We start from the raw sequence: 19,935 nt of genomic DNA on the forward strand, positions 1-19,935 counted from the left end.
CTTGGTACTCATAACTCTAGCCTTAGTCTTTACTCAACTGTCTGTTTTGGCCTTTGGAGGTGGCAACGCCATTCTTCCCGAAATGCAGCATCAGGTGGTAAATATTCATCACTGGATGAGCGCTGAACAATTTAGCTCATTGTTTGCAATGGCACAGGCTGCTCCAGGGCCAAATATGATGATTGTTCCTCTTATTGGCTGGCATGTCGCAGGCCCTGCTGGATTGTTGGTAACTTCTATCGCTAAATTTGGCCCGTCATCGATAATTACAGTCTATGCACTCAAATTTTGGCAACGTTTTAAGGATCATCCTTTTAGAAGCCGCTTTGAGCAAGCGTTAAAGCCAATTACCGTAGGTTTAGTACTTGTCAGCGCATGGATGATTGCCCATGCATCTGCCCAAAATACGATACTGGTCATGATTGTTATCTTAACTACACTTTTGGGTTTATTTAAAAGAATCCATCCTCTTTGGGTCATGTTGCTTGGTGCAGGTTTGGGTATTGTGCTGCTATAAATCAGAACAGACATAAAAAAACCCGCTTCTGCGGGTTTAAGTTTTTATTTATCCAAAATTGACTCAAAGGCTTTTAAACGCTTATGAATGGAGAGTAATTCAATAATCGTTTTCCAAGAATTAATCAAATATTGAAAAGAATCACGGACTTTACCAAATACTCCGCCTATTTGATTAATCAGACCTAGAGTTAACTTTCCTGCGGCAATCGATGGAAATAAGACCACCAAATTGTAGAGAACATCCAGTTGCCCATACCATGTTGCCGTTAAATTAAAATAAGCATAATGAAAATAAAGTCGAAAATAGTTTTTGCGTACTCGGCTAAATAATTCTTTTAAGGTTGCTGGTTGCGCACGATCTGCATGATCTTCTCCATAGACCAATTCTTTCCGATACGCCGCTTCAACTTTTTGATTATTAAATTGTAGACCAGGTAATTTAATCCCAACGACCATTAATAATATTGTACCAAATACTGCCCAGACAATCGCTGCCCAAACCAATGAGTGATTCAACTCTCCAACAATAGGAATAACAGGAACATATTTTGAAAGTTGAAATAAGAGAGGTAGAAATGCAATCAAGGTCATCATGGCCTTCACCAGTTCGACACCCAAATCTTCCATAATCGTGGCAAAACGCATGGTATCTTCCTGTACACGTTGCGAAGCACCCTCGATATGTCTGAGTTGATCCCAATTGGCCGTATAATATTCGTTCATTGCGGTACGCCAGCGGAATACATAATGACTGGTAAAAAAGGCATTGATCACCGCAAGCGTTACTCCAACCATAGCAATATAAAGAAAAACCATCGTTTCTTTATATAAATCCATTATGTTTCCGCCACCATTAGTCAACATATTTTGAATTAAATCCCAAAAAGGCACATACCAAGCATTTACCGCAACACTCACCTGCACCCCAAACCAGATATTAAATAAAATAAAGGCAGATCCCCAGACTGACCACCGCTGCCAGCGATTATCTGAAAATACTCGCCAGAACCCTGCAAATAAAGCAGTTGCCACAAAAAACCATAAATAAAACCATAAAAATGCAGGTGACCAAAAGCGACTCACGCCTACAGGAAGTTCAGCATCGGCATATCCTTTTGGAAAACCCAAAAATTCGCCCCACTCTTTGCCGCCTGAATACCAAAGCGCGATATTGACAATAAACCAAAATATCAGTGACCAAAAAAACCATTTTGGTTTTGGAAAAAATGACTTGAACATGAAGTTGCGATATTCCTTTTTCTACGCACTATCGTTGGGATAGAAATTAAGATAGAAATCTTAACTTCAGCCTAAATAACTGTTTGTTCTTTGTTATTTATATAGCTCTATATAGCGCTTTTTATTGCGATGATACAAGTCACCTCAGACATTCATAAAAATGAATTTGAGTTTTCAAGGATAGGATTTGGTCAGTTTGTGTTTAACTAAGCGTTCTGTTGTTAAAAGCCAAGCGATCTTTCTATCTTAAAAAATTTCTCAAATAAAATAAAAATACAAGATTAAGGATAATATATGAATGATTTGTTGGTTTTAATAATGTTCCCTATATCTCTTTAAAAATTATGGTATTAAATTTGCTGACTGAGTACAAAAAAATTAATTTTTTCGTCGAACTTAACGCATTAATCATTATATTTTGCTATACAATAATTACAGTATAAATGCATAAAAATTGGGACATATCCTTATGGATTTAAAAGCAATTGAACTGATCGAAACCATTACTTTACATAAAGATAATTTTGAACCTAAGATTTTTGAAAAAGGGACTGTACTCAAAGTCATTATGCCAACGCCGACTTCTTTACTTGTATCTGATGATGATGGTTTTTCGTTCACAGTGGCTTTAGATCAGGAAGATAAGACATGGCATAAACTCTAAATGTGTGATTGATCTTAACTTGAAGTTTTTTAAATTTTTATCTGTTGCTGCGTAATTTGTATTATTCAGAAATTTAATTTTTTAGGTTAAGGGGTTTACTTCAACACTCATGACTTTGTAAGCCACAACCTTTGCCTATAAACTTTTGATCTATAGCGTCCTAAGCCGAATCGAGACCTTTTGGGTGGGTACACACTCGCGTTGTACGCTTTGGTGCATGCTACTCTTTTCGATCCCCTGTGGAACTTTTGTTCCTAACCTTGTAAAACAGTTTAGATAACATAGAGAGAGATTGTTTCCCGAATTTTCATTTTTCTTCATTGTAATTGGAAATATATATCGAAATATGACAAATTTCAGAGAAAAATTTTCTTATTTATTTATGTTTATCATTTTTTTAATCTAAATTCTGCGCAATATCGAAAATTATTCAAATATTTAAAATGTAATTTTTTAGTTTAAAGTAACCACACCAATGCTCTCACCTGTTCTGGTTGAATCAAATTTTTAGCTGAGATTCATTTTCATTTAGTCACCAAATCCTGAGTCAATAAAGCTGATTTTTTTTCTGAAATGGCGCAGAATATAAGGCATTCTTGGTATTAGATTATGGGCTGTAAATCATCTTATGAGCAATTTAGCTTTCTTCTCATTTTCGTTAAATGGTATTGATGCACAAAAATTTTTACAAGGTCAAGTCACGGTCAATGTAGAAGCTTTACCAGAAAATAGCACCCGTTATACTGCTATTTGTGATTTGAAAGGTCGCATACATTTTGGATTATGGTTAAAAAAACAATCTACCGAAAGCTTTCAAATTGTAACGACGCAAGATCAAAGCGAGGAGTTTGCTAAACATATTCGTAAATACGGCGCTTTTTCTAAAATGAAGCTAGAGGATGCAGGAATTGTATTTCCAACTCTAGTAGAGAAAAGCAGCGAATTTTCAACGACTGAAACAGATATTAATGCTTGGCAGTTACAAGCCATCGAAACAGGTCAGGCATGGATTGCTCAAAGCACTGAACATGAGTTTCAACCCCAAGAACTCCGTTTACATCAACGTGAAGGTGTTCACTACGACAAAGGCTGTTATTTAGGTCAGGAAATCATTGCTCGTCTGTGGTTTAAAGCAAAACCTAAACATTGGCTACATTTGGTACTGGGTCAAGGCGAAGTTCCTGCACCTGCAACAAAATTAAGTCATGATGTTGAAGTGGTCAATAGTATTGCGGTTGATGGTGGCTATAAAGCATTGGTTGTCGGCAAACCCGTAGCAATCGAAGAATTAAACTTAACCGTACTGGATTTACCTGAATATTTAAGCGGCGATGTTGCAAGACCACAATAACTAGCTATGAATGCCCTATTTATTTGTAGTAGAAATCAATGGCGTAGCCCAACAGCAGAACGTGTATTTTCAAAACACATGAATACGCGTTCTGCGGGAACGAGTAAGCAAGCCAAACGGGTGGTTTCAGCACGAGATATCGTATGGGCAGATCATATTTTTGTGATGGAATATCACCATAAACAAAGATTGGTTGAACAATTCAATAAGAATCTGCGAAATAAAAAAATTACCGTCTTAGAAATCCCAGATGAATATCATTTTATGCATCCAAACTTGGTTGAATTGTTAAGCCAAGCCATGCAGCCTTATTTATAACTAAACACATTTCTTCACTATTGTTTTTCATCATTTTTTGGCATGATCAAACGGCTTTTTATCGTGGAATAGATCATGAAGTTTTTATTGAGCGCACTTACGCTAAGTTTATTTAGTATCTCCCTGACTCATGCCAATATTGCAACTGTTCAGCAGAACCTAAAAAAGAATTTCCCAGATATCGCTGTGCAATCCGTACAAACTACACCGCTAAAAGATATTTATGAAGTCTATATGGGGGGACAAATTGTCTATACCAATGATGATGCAACTTACTTTTTCATCGGCAATCTAATTGACAATAAAAACCAAAAGAACTTAACCGAAGATAGTTTGCAAAAACTTGAAAAAATTGATGTTTCTACGCTACCACTTGATCAAGCCATTAAACATGTTAAAGGCAATGGACAGCGTACACTTTACTTATTTAGTGATCCAGATTGTCCTTATTGCCAACGCTTAGAAAAGCAAATGACATCGGTCGATAATGTCACGATTTATTTATTTTTATATCCTCTTAAAAGCTTGCATCCTAATGCAGAAAATATTGCCACCCAAATCTGGTGTGCCAAAGACCAATATGCTGCTTGGGAAAATTATCTGCTAAACAAAAAAGCACCCGTAAGTGCTGCGAGCTGCCAAACACCTATTCAGAAGAATCTGGAATTAGGCAAACGCTTAAAAATCAGTGGCACGCCCACTATGTTCCTCAAAAACGGCAACAGAATCACAGGTGCGATGGATGCCGATGAATTAAATCAGCTTTTAGATAAAACCAAATAAATTTTTAGGGCGGTTTAAAATATTTAAGCCGCCCTCTTTTAATAAACTATTAAGAAAATTTCGGTAAAAATTTAAACACTCAATCGCAATTTTTATATTTACATTCCTCATAAAGCTTTTATGATAATTATTCACCGCGTAATACCATATTGCGCATCAATGGAATGATGTGAGTATGACAACAGGATTTAAAATGAAAAAACTTCTTCTTACTAGCCTAATTGTTTTATCTTCAACTGTTTTTGCTGCGGAAACTGCACCGCAAGCCAATTCAGCAAATAACCCTTTTGCCAAAGCGGAGCAGCTTTATAAAGATAAAAATTATAATGCGGCTTATCAAGAAATGGATCGTTTAGCAAAAACAGGCAATGCTCAGGCGATTTACAATCAGGGATTTATGAGTGAATTGGGTCAAGGTACTGCTCAGGATTCCAAAAAAGCATTATCCGCTTATGAAGAAGCCTCCAATAAAGGTTATCCAGTCGCCACTTATCGTCTTGCTCAAATTTATATGGCAGGTGAGCTAGGCGTCACTAAAGATGAGAAAAAAGGACGCGAATATCTGGAAAAAGCATCAAATGCAGGTTTGGATGAAGCAACTGTAGAACTTGCAGTCTTGTTGTTTGCCGAAAACAAAGATGCATCAAATAAACTTGCCTTACAAAAACTTCAGCCCTTAATTAACAAAAATAATTATCGTGCCATACACCTAAAAGCAATTTATGACATTAGTAATGGTTTTAAAACCAAGAATGAAGCCGCAGTTAAAGTCGGTTTAGCCAGTATCGAGAGTTTGGCTAAAAAAGGTTATATCCCTGCGCTAATGGCAGTTGGAAATATGATGACCAATGGCAATATTGTGCCGCAAAATCTGCCTGAAGCACGAAAAATCTTTGCTGCTTTAGCACAGGATAATGTTCCTCAGGCCAAAGAGTCACTGGCTGCGGTAGATAAACTGATCGCGGAAAAAGCGAAAGCACCGACCACCAAAGCAAAAAGCTAGATCAATCAACATATGATTTTGCCTCACTCCCTGAGGCAAAATTATTTACCACCAAAGCATGATTAAACCACTAATGCCAGCAAAACCCAAAATCGTACTTAGCATTAAGGGAGTTAAAGCACGTTCATTTAGACCATAAGCCTGTCCAAAAATTCCAAAGGCAATCGGCATCGGTAATGCAGCTAGAATGGTTCCCGCATATAACATTTCTTGGCTCACATCTGGCAAAATCCGCAGTAAGCAATAGATCATTAAAGGCATCAGGATAACTTTAAAAGCCACTAACAAACCACTTTGCAGATTCAAAGCACTCATACCCATTCCAACCAAACTTCCACCAATCACAAATAATGCTAAAGGCGATGCTGTTTTCCCTAATAAGGCTAAAGATTGATCAACTAAAGTAGGCAAGCGGATATCTAACAAGATACAACTCATCCCCAAAATAATGGCAATAATCACAGGATTTTTAAGCAGGCTTTTCACTGTTTTCTGCATCAGCGCCCATACTTTTTGTTGTTCTTGTTGCCCTGCTTCTGCTAATGCCAGAACCAAAGTCAATATCAATAAATTTTCCAGAATAAGTGTCAATGAAATATAAATCGCAGCATGTGACCCCATCAACAAACTCAATACAGCCGTTCCAATAAAACCTGTGTTTGACATTGATGCACCCATTGCCAAAACAGCAGTTGGTGTCAGGTCATATGAAAAGCAATAACGATAACAATAAAATGCCAATCCAAAGATAATTAAAGAACCGCCACCATAGGCGATAAAATAAGAAGGATGCCAAATATCATTTAGGCTTTTATTGGACAATGCATACAATAGAAAAGCAGGTAAGGCAATTTTGATAATAAATGCACTCAATGCTTTGATCTGATCAGGTGTAATCAGCCGAATTGAAACACTCAAGTAACCTGCCAACAATAATAGAAAAATTGGTACGATGACCTGTACAACCACATTGGCATCCTTTTTATCAAAACAAAAAGACGCAACCAAGTGCGCCTTTTGCTAAAAAAATTAGTGGTTAAATGGTTTGAATAATTCTTTTAAGCCATGCGGTTGGCAACGCAAATATTGTGGTGAAATCTCAATTTCAGCACCTAATGCAGCAGCTGCATGCCAAGGCCAGCGTGGATCGTATTGAATAGCTCTTGCCAGTGCAATCGCGTCAGCCTGATCGTTTTGCAAAATAGCTTCAGCTTGTTCTGGCTCTGTGATCAAACCCACTGCAATCACAGGAATTGAAACTTTAGATTTAATCTGCTGGGCAAAAGGCACCTGATAGTTGGCACCAATTTTAATGTCCTGAAGCTCATGTAAACCGCCACTGGAAACATGAATATATACAGCACCTAATTGCTGCAAAGCCAAAGATAAACCAATGCTGGACTCTACATCCCAACCATGCGCAGGCTGCATCCAGTCTGTCGCAGAAATACGGATACCCACGGGAAAATCCTGAGGAACTGCGGTTTTAATCGCTTGCAGAACTTCTAGTGTCATCCGAATCCGATTTTCAAATGCCCCCCCATATTCATCCGTACGCTGATTCGACAACGGCGATAAAAACTGATGTAACAAATAACCATGTGCCGCATGAACTTCGATGAGTTGAAAACCTGCTTCCACAGCACGAACTGCCGCAGCAGCAAAGTCTGCCTGAATCTGTTTGATCTCATCAATACTTAATGAATGCGGGAGCAAGTCATGAGCACCAAATGCAATTTCACTCGGTGCAACCGTTTGCCAACCATGTACATGATCTGGAGCAATTTGTCCTTTACCTAACCACGGTTTATCGGTAGACGCCTTACGCCCTGCATGAGCCAGTTGTATACCAAATGGAACTGGGGACAGTTGCTGGATTTTCTCCAGTAACGCCTTGATTTTGTCTCGTTGATTATCATTCCAAAGTCCGACATCGGCATAACTGATTCGCCCTTGAGATTGAACGGCAGAGGCTTCAATAATACAAAGGCCTGCTCCTGACAATGCATAACTCGCCCATTGCTGCTCATGCCAATAGGTAATTTCACCATGATCAGTTGCAGAATATTGGCACATCGGTGCAATCACAATTTTATTGCTAAGTTGCAATGAACCAAACGCGATACTTTCAAATAATTTTGCCACTTGTCACCTCTATGCATATTGATTTTGATCAAAATTGTTTACTTACTCGTAATCCTGCACTCCAGTTACGTCCATCCGCAGGTTCAAAAAAGCGTGAGTTACCGTCATTCACAATGACAGATCCGACATAGTCTTTGTCCAATAAATTATCGACACGGCTGAAAATATTGACTTTCCAGTCCTGTAACTGCCATGCATAACCCGCATACGCTGCTAACACTGTATAGCTTGGTGCTGTATCTGTATTTTGGTCATCGACATAGATTTTATCGTTGTATTGGGCATCGACCCCGCCATAAAAACCAGTTTGCGGCTTCCATGACAATGCGAGATAGGCCTGATTTTTGGCAATACCTGGAATGTAAGCATCTTTATCAATCGCTTTTGCTACAACTTTGCCATTTTTGTCATAGATTGCTGCAGTGTTGCTATCAAATTTTGCATCCAGATAAGCATAACTTGCAGTCGCAATCAGATCACGCCAGAGCTGTTTATTCCAAGAAAATTCGATACCTTCACGTAGGGTCTGATCTGCATTACGAAAAGTAGAACGTCCATCAACACTACCCGCTGAAACAATGTCATCTTTGGTTTTGGTCTGAAAAACAGCCAAAGTAAAATCACCGAGCAGATTTTGTGACTTTAAGCCTGCCTCGTAGGTATCACTATTGGATGGTTTTAGATCAAAGTTAAAACCTGAAATGCTTACATCCGTGTTATAGGCCATTTCGGTAAAGGTTGGTGTTTCAAACCCTTTGGCGTAACTGACATAAGCCAAAAGTTCAGGAATGATTTGCCAACTTAAAGCCGCCGAAGGTAAAACCTTAGAATAATCTGTCTTACCACTGTCATCTGGATTGCTTACAGTGATGTAATTATCATCCGATTTATAATGGACATTACTATAACGCACGCCTGTATCTAAACGCCATGTAGGTAAAAACTGCCATGACGCCTGTAAATAAGGATCAATATTCCATAATGTATTGTCTTCATCACGGCGTAAAGTACCTTTAACCCCATAACTCGGCTGATTGTTTATTAAGGTAAAATTTTCATAACCTTGACGATCCTCATCCATCGCATCTAAGGCCACGCCTGCACTCACGGTGATATTTGGAAGAAGTTCTTTGCCAGTCCAGCGTAGATCTGCGCCATAATAATTACGTTCAAAATCAATCACACCACCTGCATGACGTGGATTGGTTTGTGCAGATCTAGGAATAGATTGATACTGTGTCACTTCACGATGACCAAAGTAAGCCATCGCATACAATTCATTTTTATCATTTAATGGCTTTAACCAAGTCAATCCTGTTTGTGTCTGTTCAATTTCTTTGCGCACATCGTAGCTATTATTGGCATCATTGACTTGTTTTGGATTGGCCTTCCATTGGTCACGTGTCAATCCTTGCGGATCATCAGCATTAATTTTTAAATAATTGGTAATCCAGTTAATTTTAGAACCATCTTCAAGATTCCACGTGAGTTTGGCATTATTCAAAACCTTATTGGCAGCGCTATGATCTCGGTAACCATCGGTATCGAAGTATGATGAACTAATCACATAGCTCGGTTGATTGGCTTGTTTTTCACCGCCCTGCAACACTATTCCTGCACGATTTTTATCATGACTTCCCCCCGAATAACTCAGTTCAACAGAGTCTTTGCCTTGACCTTCTTTGGTGGTTGTCAACAAAGTACCACCTGATGAATTACCATATATTGAAGAAAAAGGCCCTGTTAAAACTTCAATATGATCCAAACTGCTCAAATCGATATTGGACGTTTGCCCCTGACCATCTGGCATCGTAGCAGGAATACCGTCCACATATAAACGAATACCACGCACACCAAAAGTTGAACGCGCACCAAAACCACGCATGGAAAGTTGTAAATCCTGTGCATAATTCTCACGATTATGTAGTTGCAAACTTGGAATACCTTTGACAACTTCTGTCAAATTGACCTGTGAGCTTTCATCCTGCTTGGGCGCATCAATGCGAAAAACCGAAGCAGGAGTTTGCAAATACGTTGTATCAGTACGAGTTGCTTCTACTTTAATGGTCGGCAATGCAACTGGTTCTTGCACTTGTGCCCACGCAGAACCGCTAATACTGAAACCAGAAAGTAAAAACATGGAAGAATATAATGTATTGAATTGCATAAAGCGCATTCAGTTATCCTTTAATATCTATGATGAGCCAAAAAATATTTGTTATATAATTTAGTATCTAAAGTTTAACATATCGACAAAAAGCGATTTTAATCAATCACGCTCATTTTCAATATATCAATTTGGTTATTTTGATTGATCGGTCAAAATTTTAGCGGCTTAAACTGGGATGATCTTTCCAGCAATAGCGTTCCAACCAGTCTTTTGCTTCCTCGGCATAGTCGATTCCAATCCGTTTTTCTCGAACGACTTCTGGCTGAAGGGTCTTATTTTCCACCCATAACCCTGTTTCGACACCTAATGTTTTGCCTTTAAATCTGTCTGAAATACCTAATCGTTTAGTCAATTTTCCAGGACCAGATAAATGCTTGAAGTCTGTTTTAGAAACGGCATCTTCGAAAAAAGCAGCTCTAAGCATCACTCCCTCAGGTTCACGTTCAGTCTGCGTAATTAAATTAAGCATATGATGAATACCATAGATAAGATAGACATAAATATGCCCGCCAGATCGATACATCACCTCGGTTCGGGCAGTATGTCGTCCACCGTAGTTATGACTGGCTTTATCGCGAATTCCTAAATAAGCTTCTGTTTCACTGATGATACAACGTAGAATTTCACCATTGTCCTGACGTACACAAAGCTGACAGCCAATTAATTGTTCAGCCACAATCGATGTATCACGTTGAAACCATGTTAATGGTAAAATTTCTGACATCTCAGTTCCAAAAGTGAATTAAATGAAAGGAAATGACACAATATTTATAGATGACACAACCGCTCAGGTTTGTCATTGATGTAATCATCCCCATATTAACACCGAATGATTTTATCGAGCCGTAAATGCCAGAATTACCTGAAGTTGAAACGACAAAAACCAGTTTATTGCCCTTATTAGAGCAACGTGTACTAAACGTTGAAGTTAGAGAGTCACGATTACGCTGGCCAATTCCAGAAGATATTTCTCGGCTGAAAGGACAGCGTTTATTGGGTTTAAAAAGACGTTCCAAATATATTCTGGCTGAGTTTGAGCAAGATCAGATGCTATGGCATCTGGGCATGTCGGGCGGTTTTCGTCTGGCTACAGCTCAGGATGAATTACGCAAACATGATCATTTGATGATAAGTTTTGAGGATGGTACGCAATTACGTTATCACGATCCACGTCGTTTTGGCTGTATTTTATGGCTCAATGATGAGTCCCAAACCAAACTACTGAATCCACTTGGCCCAGAACCGTTAAGTGATGATTTTAATGCTGATTATCTTTATCAAAAGCTTAAAAGCAAACAAGTCGGCATAAAAATTGCAATTATGGATAATCACGTAGTGGTGGGTGTAGGTAATATTTACGCGACTGAAAGTCTGTTTAACTTAGGCATTCATCCCGCTCAACCCGCGCATAGTTTAAGCAAAAAGCAGATGAGCCAATTGGTCATTGAAATCAAGCGCATTTTAACCTCAGCCATTCAGCTAGGTGGTTCAACTTTGCGTGACTTTACCAATGCAGTCGGTGAAAATGGCTATTTTCAGCAAACTTTATTGGCGTATGGTCGTGCAGGAGAAATGTGCGTAAACTGTGAAACAGCACTGGAAAATCTCAAACTTGGGCAACGCGCCAGTGTGTTTTGCCCCCAATGCCAACCTCTAAAACGTGTCAAAGTTTAAAATTTGTCCTCAACAGATTCGGGAGCCTTGCCCATGCAAACTGCAATTGTTCGACATATTCTGGTTAAAGACAAAGATCTTGCGGAACAGCTAAAAAAGAAAATTTTATCTGGTGCTGATTTTTCAAAAATCGCAAAACAGTATTCAACCTGTAACTCTGCCAAACGTGGCGGAGAACTTGGCGAAGTTAAAAAGGGTCAATTGGTCCCTGTGATTGACAAACTTGTGTTTACTGCTGCCGAACGAATCTTGCATGGCCCAATCAAAAGTCAGTTTGGCTTTCATCTGGTCGAAGTTAAATTTAGAACTGAATTTGCTTAGTCTGTGTTTTAGCAGGGCTTAAAACTTAAGTCCTGCCCTGTGTTTGCTCTTTTTTTGCATGCGGATTCATTTGGTATGTCCAGCTTTCAATCATTTCACCTGTCTCTAGCTCAACCATTACCTTGACTCGCTGATATTGAAAACCTTCAAACTCATCTAGCATTGCCCAATGATCGGCCAGTTTATCGGTACTAAAAACTAATCCCGATACTTTAGGTGAATTTTCATCCAGAACAAGTGCTGGCAAGCCCTGATCTGGTCCCCAATCCAGTGTATGAACAACACCTGAGACCGAAGCCTTACGCCATTCTCCTCCAATATCTCTCAGAATATGTGCATTTTCACGATCTGGACATAAGGTTCCATAGGCAAAAAGTCGGTTCATGTCGGAGTAATCCTATTGTTAGCGCATGTTTCAGTCGCTTTATTTTAAGGATTCTGATAGAAAGCTCAAGTCACTGACATAACTAGAATGTTAATTGACATGCTCATCTATAAAGCATAAAAAAACGGCATAAAATTATGCCGTTTTAAAAACTGATCCAAATTAAGATTGTGGACGTTGTTTTAACTCATCACGAATTTCACGCAACAATTGAATATCCTCAGGTGTAGCAGCAGGAGCTTCTTCTTCCTTGCGGCGCATACGATTAATCAATTTCACCATCAGAAACACGACCCATGCCAAAATCAGGAAGTTAATTAAAATGGTCAGGAAATTACCGTAGGTCAACACATTGACACCTGCTTTTTGCAAAGCATCCAATGATTGTAAATTATTAGGATTTGCACCAAGCACAATATATTTCTGGGTAAAATCTACACCACCACCTGTAATCACACTAATCAAAGGCATAATGATGTCTTTCACTAATGAATCAACAATTTTACCAAATGCTCCACCGATGATGACACCGACAGCTAAATCAATCATATTGCCTTTGACAGCAAATTCTTTGAATTCTTGAATAATACTCATGTCAATTTTCTCCAGACGGGAACCGCTATTCCCTTAATTTTTGTTTTCATTACGGCTGATTAACGCTGTTAATGAATGATGTACTAATGAATGTTAATTTAATGTTTTTCCAAAAAAAAGAAAGTTATTTCACACTTTAACAACATTTTTTATTTGAATGAAAATATGAACTTAAGCATGCTTAACAAAACATTTTATTGCAAATAAAAAACCGCTAAACGAATTTAGCGGTTTACTTACTGATCTTAGATCAAAATCAAATTATTTATCGCGATTACGTTTACGTTCATTTTCAGTCAAATAACGCTTACGGATACGAATTGATTTAGGAGTAACTTCAACTAACTCATCATCTTCAATGAATTCAAGTGCTTGTTCAAGCGTGTATTCAATTGCAGGTGTTAAAGTTAACGCATCGTCTGTACCAGAGGCACGAACGTTAGTCAGTTGTTTTGCTTTAGTTGGGTTTACTACCATATCATCTGAACGAGAGTTAATCCCGACGATCATACCTTCATAAACTTCTAACTGTGGTTTAGCGAACAAACGACCACGGTCTTGCAAGCTGAACAATGCATAGCCCAAGCAAGTCCCTTGAACCATTGAAATCAATACACCGTTTTGACGTTTCGCAACAGTACCTTGTTTAACAGGACCATAATGCGAGAAGCTTGATGTCATAATCCCTGTACCAGAAGTCATGGTTAAGAATTCTGAACGGAAACCAATCAAACCACGTGAAGGAACAGTCGCTTCAATACGGATACGGCCTTTACCGTCCACTTCCATATTGGTCATTTCGCCTTTACGATGACCCATTTGCTCCATGACTGCACCTTGATGTTGTTCTTCAACATCAAAAGTCACGTTTTCGTATGGCTCTTGTTTTTCACCATCAACTTCTTTGATGATGACTTGTGGACGTGAAACGCCCATCTCAAAGCCTTCACGACGCATGTTTTCAATCAAAACAGAAAGGTGAAGTTCACCACGACCAGATACTTTGAAACGGTCTGGACTGTCTGTATCTTCTACACGTAACGCAACGTTATGAATCAATTCGCGATCAAGACGTTCACGAATATTACGTGAAGTGACAAATTTACCTTCTTTACCCGCAAACGGTGAGTTGTTGACTTGGAATGTCATCGATACCGTTGGTTCATCTACAGATAATGGAGGTAATGCTTCAACATTTTTCGGATCACAAATAGTGTCAGAAATGTTTAATGCATCGATACCTGTAATACATACGATGTCACCCGCAGATGCTTCTTCAACATCAATACGCTCTAAACCGTGGTAACCCATGATTTTTAAGATACGACCATTACGTGTCTTACCTTCTTTATCAATCACAGTCACAGGAGTATTCGTTTTAACTGAACCACGTTGAATACGACCAACACCGATCACGCCAACGAAGCTGTTATAGTCAAGCGATGAAATTTGCATCTGGAAAGGACCATCAGCATCAACTGCTGGCGGCTCAACGATATCAACAATCGTTTCAAACAACGGAGTCATGTCTTCAGCCAATTCTTCTGGCGCTGGACCTGCAACACCACGTAAGCCTGAAGCATAAACAATTGGGAAATCTAACTGTTCGTCAGTCGCACCCAAGTTATCAAATAGATCAAAAACTTGATCGATCACCCAGTCTGGACGAGCGCTCGGTTTATCTACTTTATTGATAATCACGATTGGTTTAAGACCACGTGCAAAGGCTTTTTGTGTCACAAAACGTGTTTGTGGCATTGGGCCTTCCTGAGCATCTACCAGAAGCAATACGCAGTCTACCATTGAAAGTACACGTTCTACTTCACCACCAAAGTCGGCGTGTCCCGGGGTATCCACGATATTGATACGGTAAGTAATATCAGTACGTTTATCTAACCAAGTGATCGAAGTATTCTTTGCAAGAATAGTAATACCACGTTCACTTTCAAGTGCGTTCGAGTCCATGACACGCTCAATCTCGCCTGCACGATCACCTAAAGCACCTGATTGTTGTAGAAGTTTATCGACAAGCGTGGTTTTACCATGGTCGACGTGTGCAATAATTGCAATATTGCGGAGATTTTTGATATCTGACATGAAAATTCGATAAGCCTAAAACTTGAGGGCAAATTATACAGAAAAATCCTACATAAAAGTAGTGACAGTTTATTGACATCTGCTCGTTTTTTTCATGTCTTTGTCTTTTTCTCTTGGGTTAAAGAGATTATCTCGATTAGAATAGCGCCAATTTGAAGTTTAAGATTTCTCTTCCCATGGCTGATTTACAAGACTCTACGCCCAAATTAGGTGACAAACTTGACCTAATTTATGGACTAAATGACCGACCTACTCCATTTGTCTCTTTTCTTGCAGCCCTGCAACATCTTTTAGCAATTATTGTCCCTATTGTTACACCAGGGCTACTGATTTGTCTGGCACTGGGTGTTTCTCGCGAAGAAACCAACATGATTTTATCCATGTCTTTGGTTATTTCGGGGATTGCGACTTTTTTACAATGTAAGAAAGTGGGACCTTTTGGCGCAGGCTTACTCATTGTTCAAGGCACCAGTTTTAACTTTATCGGCCCGATTATTGGAATTGGTAGCGCGATGGTGGCCGCAGGAACGCCTGTCAATCAAGTTATGGCAGCAATTTTTGGGGTGGTCATTGCGGGATCATTCATTGAAATGGGTGTATCTCGTATTCTACCGTGGGTAAAGAGACTGATCACACCACTGGTCACAGGAATTGTGGTACTTCTGATTGGCTTAACCTTAATCAAGGAAGGCTTGATCAGTATGGGCGGTGGTTATCAGGCGATGCAAAACCAAACCTTTGCGAGTACAGATAACCTGATTATGTCTTGTACAGTACTTGGCTTGATCATCCTGCTGAATCGTATTCAGATTATCTGGATTAAAAGTTCTGCAATTCTGATTGCACTCATTGCAGGTTATGTTCTGGCAGGTTTCATGGGACATCTGGATTTTTCAGGTTTACACGAAACACCCATCATACAGATTCCAACGCCAATGCACTTTGGTTTAAGCTTTTCTTGGAGCTTATTCATCCCCATGGCTTTTATTTATCTGGTGACTTCTTTGGAAGCAATTGGTGATATTACTGCAACCAGTAAACTCTCCAATGAACCTGTAAATGGCCCAAAATGGATGGAGCGTATTAAAGGTGGCGTACTGGTTAATGGTGCAAATTCTCTGCTTGCAGGTTTATTTAATACTTTCCCAAGTTCAGTTTTTGCACAGAATAATGGTGTTATCCAACTCACGGGTGTAGCCAGTCGCTATGTCGGTATCTGGATTGCTATTTTATTGATCATACTCGGTTTATTTCCGATTGTTTCTGGTGTAATTCAAGCCGTACCTCAAGCAGTATTAGGTGGTGCTGTCATGGTCATGTTTGGAGCTGTTGCTGCTTCAGGTATCAATATCTTGTCTAGTATTCATCTGGATCGTCGTGCGCTACTGATTATTGCGATTTCATTGGCATTAGGACTCGGTGTTGCACAAGTACCGCAAATTCTTGAACACTTACCAGAGTTATTTAAAAATATTTTTAGTTCAGGTGTAGCGACAGGTGGTATTGCGGCACTCATTTTAAATATTGTATTACCTGAGCATAACCAATCTGAACAACAACCATAGATTGGGCAATTTGATACATTTGCCCAGTTTAACTGGGCTTTATTATTCTTGAGAGATGAACATGGATCCACGTAGTGAAGTGGTACTTCGTCAGCAACAATTTCTATCAGGCAAGCTGTTACTGATCAATGCACCTGCTGATCATTTGAGTCATGAATTATCTAAAAATTTAGATGTTTCGATCTGGACATGGAACTTTGCTGATCATCAATATTTCGAGCAGCAGCAGTTTGATACGCATTTTTCAGTTGAATTTCCAAAGACCGATATCGATCAAGTCATCATCTTTGTACCAAAATCAAAAGAGTTACTCAGCTATATTTTGCATGTTGTTGCGAGTCATCTTAAGCAAGGTCAATCGATTTTTCTGGTGGGTGAGAAAAAAGGCGGTGTGGAACGTGCTGCCAAACAACTACAACCGTTAGGTAAAAATCTTAAACTCGATAGCGCACGTCATTGTCAACTTTGGCAATGTATTTTGGAAAAAACAGACACACTAAAGCCGCTACAAAATTGGGTAAAAACCTATACCTTACACATCAATCAAACCGAACTTCATATCTGTGCCCTACCGGGTGTATTTAGCCAAAATCATCTTGATGTTGGTACAGCCATTCTTTTACCTTATCTAAATAATATAAAATCAGGTAAACTTGCCGACTTTGGTTGCGGTGCAGGCGTAATAAGCGCATATCTGGCGAAATTAAATAGCAAAAATGAAATTTATGCGCTAGATGTCGATGCCTTTGCCCTATGCTCTACCGAAATGACATTTCATCGAAATGGACTTAATTTAGAACAGCTTCATATTCAGGCAGTCACGGGGATTCATGACGCGCCACAACAATTGGATGCGATTGTCAGTAACCCTCCTTTTCATCAAGGGATTCATACAGACTATGCCGCCAGTGAAGGGCTATGTAAGCAAGCCAAAAAGCACTTAACCCTCAATGGGGAGTTGTGGATCGTGGCAAACCGTTTCTTAAATTATGCTCTTTTGATCGAACAACAATTTGGTTGCTGCAACGTCCTTGCGGATCAACAAGGATTCAAAGTGCTCTATGCCCAAGCGTCTTAATGACGAAGGAATTTTCATGACTGAAACGATTCAACCTGAAAAGCTTCAGCGTAAGCTCGGTGCTCGTCATTTAAATATGATCGCGATTGGCGGTTCGATCGGCACAGGCTTATTTCTTGCCTCAGGTTCAACCATTGCCAATGCTGGCCCGGGTGGAGCATTGCTTGCCTATGCCTTGATTGGCATCATGATTTACTTTCTGATGACCAGTTTGGGGGAGCTCGCCACCCACAATCCAACTTCTGGCGCCTTTTTTACTTATGGTAGCCGTTACGTCGAAGATGGTTTTGGTTTTGCATTAGGCTGGAACTATTGGTACAACTGGGCGATTACGGTTGCCTTTGAGTTGGTTGCGGTTCAGCTCATCATGAAATTCTGGTTTCCAGACTTGCCAGGTTTCTACTGGAGTGGCATTTTTCTGGTGGTGATCTTTGCCATCAATGCTATGACAGTCAAAGGTTTTGGTGAAAGTGAATTTTGGTTTTCTATGGTCAAAGTCGTCGCAATCATTGCCTTTATTATTATTGGATTTTCCATGATCATCAAAATTATGATGACACCAGGAATGGCGACTTTTGGTAATTGGACCTATAAAGACGCACCTTTTGTCGGCGGATTACAAGCGATGATTGGCGTAGCAATGATTGCAGGATTCTCTTTTCAGGGGACTGAAATGGTCGGCGTTGCCGCAGGTGAATCCAAAGATCCGAAACGCACTATACCGCTTGCCATCAAACAGATTTTCTGGCGAATTTTACTGTTTTATATTGTGTGTATTTTTATCATCGGCACTTTAATTTCCTATGATGATCCGCGTTTATTACAAGCGGCATCTAGTAGTGATATTGCCTTATCTCCATTTACCTTACTCTATGAAAAAGTCGGTTTTGCATTTGCCGCCAGTCTAATGAATGCCGTGATTTTAACTGCTATTTTATCAGCAGGTAATTCAGGCATGTACTCTTCAACTCGTATGCTATTTGACATGGCTCGTGAAGGTCGTGCACCGAAGTGGTTTTCAAAACTAGATACGCGTGGCGTACCAATGAATGCACTTTATGCCACGACAGCCATTGCAGCATTATGTTTCCTGACCACCTTTATCGGAGAGCAAGCCGTTTTTAACTGGTTGCTCAATATGTCAGGCATGTGTGGTTTTATTGTTTGGCTCGGCATTGCCATTTCGCACTATCGTTTTCGCAAAGGCTATCTGGCTCAAGGTCATAAACTGGAAGATCTGGCGTACCGTGCCAAGTTTTTCCCTTTTGCACCGTGGTTTGCATTTATTTTATGTTCAATCATTATTTTGGGACAAAACTACCAAGCAGTTTTAGGTGGTAAAGTTGACTGGATGGGCTTACTTTCTACCTATATCAGTATTCCATTATTTTTAGTGATTTGGTTAAGCTATAAATGGAAATATAAAACCAAATTAGTGCCTTATCATGAGATGAATATCAAACCAGATCAGGAATAATTTTTGAATTTAATAATGATTGTCCATTCCTTGACTTTTAAAGCGAAAGGATTATGATGACGATCAATATTCAATCATCTATGCAGTTCTTCAAAGAATTGCAATTTTATAGGAGTCACAACGTGCCAACTTTACAGGATCATCCTTACTAATTATTGGCATGTTGTCAGCTCACGGACAAATGTCAATCATCATTTGTCCGAATGCATATCAAACCTAGCATTCGCTAGGTTTTTTTATACCTCTATAAGTTTGTTGATTGTAAAAAGAGCGACATAGACAAATGAATATCATCCGATTATTCACTGATGTTTAAAACGTAAAATACGAGGATTACTTCATGAAACTTAAACAGACATCACAAATCAAAGTTAGAAATCAGGTGGCTCTATCACCGTTGCTGCATAAGGGTGGAATGCATGAAACTGAAAAGCCTCAAGCACAGCATCGACGCAACCGCAAACAAACCAAACAATGGTTAAAATCTTCTGCGTGGGATTAACCGATTCATATCAAAATATGATCAGGAGTACAGTATGAAAAAACGAATAC

The 19,935-nt window shown here is 39.3% G+C and carries 20 protein-coding genes; 12 read left to right on the top strand and 8 right to left on the bottom strand.

Annotated features, from left to right (window positions below):
• Position 1: 1 nt before the first annotated feature.
• A complete protein-coding gene (locus A7A69_RS05010) occupies positions 2-517 on the top strand; it encodes a chromate transporter (RefSeq protein ID WP_171406802.1) in 516 nt (171 codons plus the stop codon).
• Positions 518-561: 44 nt separating this feature from the next.
• On the opposite strand, the gene sbmA is transcribed toward A7A69_RS05010, so the two are convergent.
• The gene (gene sbmA, locus A7A69_RS05015) at positions 562-1,758 is read right to left on the bottom strand and encodes a peptide antibiotic transporter SbmA (protein WP_152876462.1); all 1,197 of its coding nucleotides are present in this window, start codon (positions 1,756-1,758) and stop codon (positions 562-564) included.
• Positions 1,759-2,227: 469 nt separating this feature from the next.
• On the opposite strand from sbmA, the gene A7A69_RS05020 reads away from it, so the two are divergent.
• From A7A69_RS05020 to A7A69_RS05040, 5 genes are all read left to right on the top strand, one after another.
• The gene (locus A7A69_RS05020; RefSeq protein ID WP_151981146.1) at positions 2,228-2,422 is read left to right on the top strand and encodes a hypothetical protein; all 195 of its coding nucleotides are present in this window, start codon (positions 2,228-2,230) and stop codon (positions 2,420-2,422) included.
• A gap of 628 nt (positions 2,423-3,050) precedes the next feature.
• Positions 3,051-3,773 (top strand): CAF17-like 4Fe-4S cluster assembly/insertion protein YgfZ, encoded by a 723-nt coding sequence (ygfZ, locus tag A7A69_RS05025; RefSeq protein WP_152876463.1) that lies wholly within the window; start codon positions 3,051-3,053, stop codon positions 3,771-3,773.
• Positions 3,774-3,779: 6 nt separating this feature from the next.
• Positions 3,780-4,091, top strand: coding sequence for a low molecular weight protein tyrosine phosphatase family protein (locus A7A69_RS05030; protein WP_152876464.1), 312 nt, complete (start codon positions 3,780-3,782; stop codon positions 4,089-4,091).
• A 75-nt stretch (positions 4,092-4,166) separates the two neighbouring features.
• Positions 4,167-4,874, top strand: coding sequence for a DsbC family protein (locus A7A69_RS05035; RefSeq protein ID WP_152876465.1), 708 nt, complete (start codon positions 4,167-4,169; stop codon positions 4,872-4,874).
• A gap of 193 nt (positions 4,875-5,067) precedes the next feature.
• The gene (locus tag A7A69_RS05040; RefSeq protein ID WP_151981149.1) at positions 5,068-5,877 is read left to right on the top strand and encodes a tetratricopeptide repeat protein; all 810 of its coding nucleotides are present in this window, start codon (positions 5,068-5,070) and stop codon (positions 5,875-5,877) included.
• A 45-nt stretch (positions 5,878-5,922) separates the two neighbouring features.
• On the opposite strand, the gene A7A69_RS05045 is transcribed toward A7A69_RS05040, so the two are convergent.
• The 4 genes from A7A69_RS05045 to A7A69_RS05060 all read right to left on the bottom strand — a co-directional run bounded on the left by A7A69_RS05045 (position 5,923) and on the right by A7A69_RS05060 (position 10,916).
• A complete protein-coding gene (locus A7A69_RS05045) occupies positions 5,923-6,846 on the bottom strand; it encodes an AEC family transporter (RefSeq protein ID WP_187349170.1) in 924 nt (307 codons plus the stop codon).
• A 60-nt stretch (positions 6,847-6,906) separates the two neighbouring features.
• Complete coding sequence (locus tag A7A69_RS05050; RefSeq protein WP_187349171.1) at positions 6,907-8,022, bottom strand: oxidoreductase; 1,116 nt, start codon at positions 8,020-8,022, stop codon at positions 6,907-6,909.
• 28 nt (positions 8,023-8,050) lie between these two features.
• The gene (locus A7A69_RS05055) at positions 8,051-10,198 is read right to left on the bottom strand and encodes a TonB-dependent receptor family protein (RefSeq protein ID WP_152876467.1); all 2,148 of its coding nucleotides are present in this window, start codon (positions 10,196-10,198) and stop codon (positions 8,051-8,053) included.
• 151 nt (positions 10,199-10,349) lie between these two features.
• On the bottom strand, positions 10,350-10,916 hold the full coding sequence (locus tag A7A69_RS05060; protein WP_152876468.1) for a DNA-3-methyladenine glycosylase: 567 nt from the start codon (positions 10,914-10,916) through the stop codon (positions 10,350-10,352).
• 125 nt (positions 10,917-11,041) lie between these two features.
• Here A7A69_RS05060 and mutM point away from each other — a divergent pair, with 125 nt between their 5' ends.
• Together mutM and A7A69_RS05070 are read left to right on the top strand one after the other, a co-directional pair.
• Positions 11,042-11,866: a bifunctional DNA-formamidopyrimidine glycosylase/DNA-(apurinic or apyrimidinic site) lyase gene (gene mutM / locus A7A69_RS05065; RefSeq protein ID WP_152876469.1), complete on the top strand. Its 825-nt coding sequence runs from the start codon at positions 11,042-11,044 to the stop codon at positions 11,864-11,866.
• 33 nt (positions 11,867-11,899) lie between these two features.
• Entirely contained in the window at positions 11,900-12,187 is a 288-nt protein-coding gene (locus A7A69_RS05070; protein ID WP_120370896.1) for a peptidylprolyl isomerase, read from the top strand.
• Between the two features lie 25 nt (positions 12,188-12,212).
• Here the strand turns inward: A7A69_RS05070 and A7A69_RS05075 are convergent, their stop codons facing one another.
• The 3 genes from A7A69_RS05075 to typA all read right to left on the bottom strand — a co-directional run bounded on the left by A7A69_RS05075 (position 12,213) and on the right by typA (position 15,263).
• On the bottom strand, positions 12,213-12,572 hold the full coding sequence (locus A7A69_RS05075) for a gamma-glutamylcyclotransferase family protein (protein WP_152876470.1): 360 nt from the start codon (positions 12,570-12,572) through the stop codon (positions 12,213-12,215).
• A 162-nt stretch (positions 12,573-12,734) separates the two neighbouring features.
• Positions 12,735-13,166 carry a large conductance mechanosensitive channel protein MscL gene (mscL, locus tag A7A69_RS05080; protein WP_004994937.1) on the bottom strand — a complete coding sequence of 144 codons (432 nt, stop codon included), beginning with the start codon at positions 13,164-13,166 and terminating at the stop codon, positions 12,735-12,737.
• A 261-nt stretch (positions 13,167-13,427) separates the two neighbouring features.
• Entirely contained in the window at positions 13,428-15,263 is a 1,836-nt protein-coding gene (gene typA, locus A7A69_RS05085; RefSeq protein ID WP_004992487.1) for a translational GTPase TypA, read from the bottom strand.
• Positions 15,264-15,439: 176 nt separating this feature from the next.
• Between typA and A7A69_RS05090 the strand changes: the two genes are divergently transcribed.
• The 4 genes from A7A69_RS05090 (at position 15,440) to A7A69_RS16560 (ending at position 19,885) form a co-directional block, all read left to right on the top strand.
• Positions 15,440-16,828: a uracil-xanthine permease family protein gene (locus A7A69_RS05090; RefSeq protein WP_151981156.1), complete on the top strand. Its 1,389-nt coding sequence runs from the start codon at positions 15,440-15,442 to the stop codon at positions 16,826-16,828.
• Between the two features lie 61 nt (positions 16,829-16,889).
• Positions 16,890-17,906, top strand: coding sequence for a class I SAM-dependent methyltransferase (locus tag A7A69_RS05095; RefSeq protein WP_152876471.1), 1,017 nt, complete (start codon positions 16,890-16,892; stop codon positions 17,904-17,906).
• A 16-nt stretch (positions 17,907-17,922) separates the two neighbouring features.
• On the top strand, positions 17,923-19,383 hold the full coding sequence (locus A7A69_RS05100; RefSeq protein ID WP_120370953.1) for an amino acid permease: 1,461 nt from the start codon (positions 17,923-17,925) through the stop codon (positions 19,381-19,383).
• A 340-nt stretch (positions 19,384-19,723) separates the two neighbouring features.
• Positions 19,724-19,885 carry a hypothetical protein gene (locus A7A69_RS16560; RefSeq protein WP_171500781.1) on the top strand — a complete coding sequence of 54 codons (162 nt, stop codon included), beginning with the start codon at positions 19,724-19,726 and terminating at the stop codon, positions 19,883-19,885.
• The last annotated feature ends 50 nt before the right edge of the window (positions 19,886-19,935 follow it).

It is taken from the genome of Acinetobacter guerrae (assembly GCF_009372255.1).
Taxonomy (GTDB): domain Bacteria; phylum Pseudomonadota; class Gammaproteobacteria; order Pseudomonadales; family Moraxellaceae; genus Acinetobacter; species Acinetobacter guerrae.

Coding starts and splice junctions, on each gene's coding strand:
- mscL (WP_004994937.1), bottom strand. CDS start 13,166: ATGAGTATTATTCAAGAATTCAAAGAATTTGCTGTCAAAGGCAATATG.
- ygfZ (WP_152876463.1), top strand. CDS start 3,051: ATGAGCAATTTAGCTTTCTTCTCATTTTCGTTAAATGGTATTGATGCA.
- sbmA (WP_152876462.1), bottom strand. CDS start 1,758: ATGTTCAAGTCATTTTTTCCAAAACCAAAATGGTTTTTTTGGTCACTG.
- A7A69_RS16560 (WP_171500781.1), top strand. CDS start 19,724: ATGAAACTTAAACAGACATCACAAATCAAAGTTAGAAATCAGGTGGCT.
- A7A69_RS05060 (WP_152876468.1), bottom strand. CDS start 10,916: ATGTCAGAAATTTTACCATTAACATGGTTTCAACGTGATACATCGATT.
- A7A69_RS05100 (WP_120370953.1), top strand. CDS start 17,923: ATGACTGAAACGATTCAACCTGAAAAGCTTCAGCGTAAGCTCGGTGCT.
- typA (WP_004992487.1), bottom strand. CDS start 15,263: ATGTCAGATATCAAAAATCTCCGCAATATTGCAATTATTGCACACGTC.
- A7A69_RS05020 (WP_151981146.1), top strand. CDS start 2,228: ATGGATTTAAAAGCAATTGAACTGATCGAAACCATTACTTTACATAAA.
- A7A69_RS05070 (WP_120370896.1), top strand. CDS start 11,900: ATGCAAACTGCAATTGTTCGACATATTCTGGTTAAAGACAAAGATCTT.
- mutM (WP_152876469.1), top strand. CDS start 11,042: ATGCCAGAATTACCTGAAGTTGAAACGACAAAAACCAGTTTATTGCCC.
- A7A69_RS05040 (WP_151981149.1), top strand. CDS start 5,068: ATGAAAAAACTTCTTCTTACTAGCCTAATTGTTTTATCTTCAACTGTT.
- A7A69_RS05075 (WP_152876470.1), bottom strand. CDS start 12,572: ATGAACCGACTTTTTGCCTATGGAACCTTATGTCCAGATCGTGAAAAT.
- A7A69_RS05030 (WP_152876464.1), top strand. CDS start 3,780: ATGAATGCCCTATTTATTTGTAGTAGAAATCAATGGCGTAGCCCAACA.
- A7A69_RS05090 (WP_151981156.1), top strand. CDS start 15,440: ATGGCTGATTTACAAGACTCTACGCCCAAATTAGGTGACAAACTTGAC.
- A7A69_RS05035 (WP_152876465.1), top strand. CDS start 4,167: ATGAAGTTTTTATTGAGCGCACTTACGCTAAGTTTATTTAGTATCTCC.
- A7A69_RS05095 (WP_152876471.1), top strand. CDS start 16,890: ATGGATCCACGTAGTGAAGTGGTACTTCGTCAGCAACAATTTCTATCA.
- A7A69_RS05055 (WP_152876467.1), bottom strand. CDS start 10,198: ATGCGCTTTATGCAATTCAATACATTATATTCTTCCATGTTTTTACTT.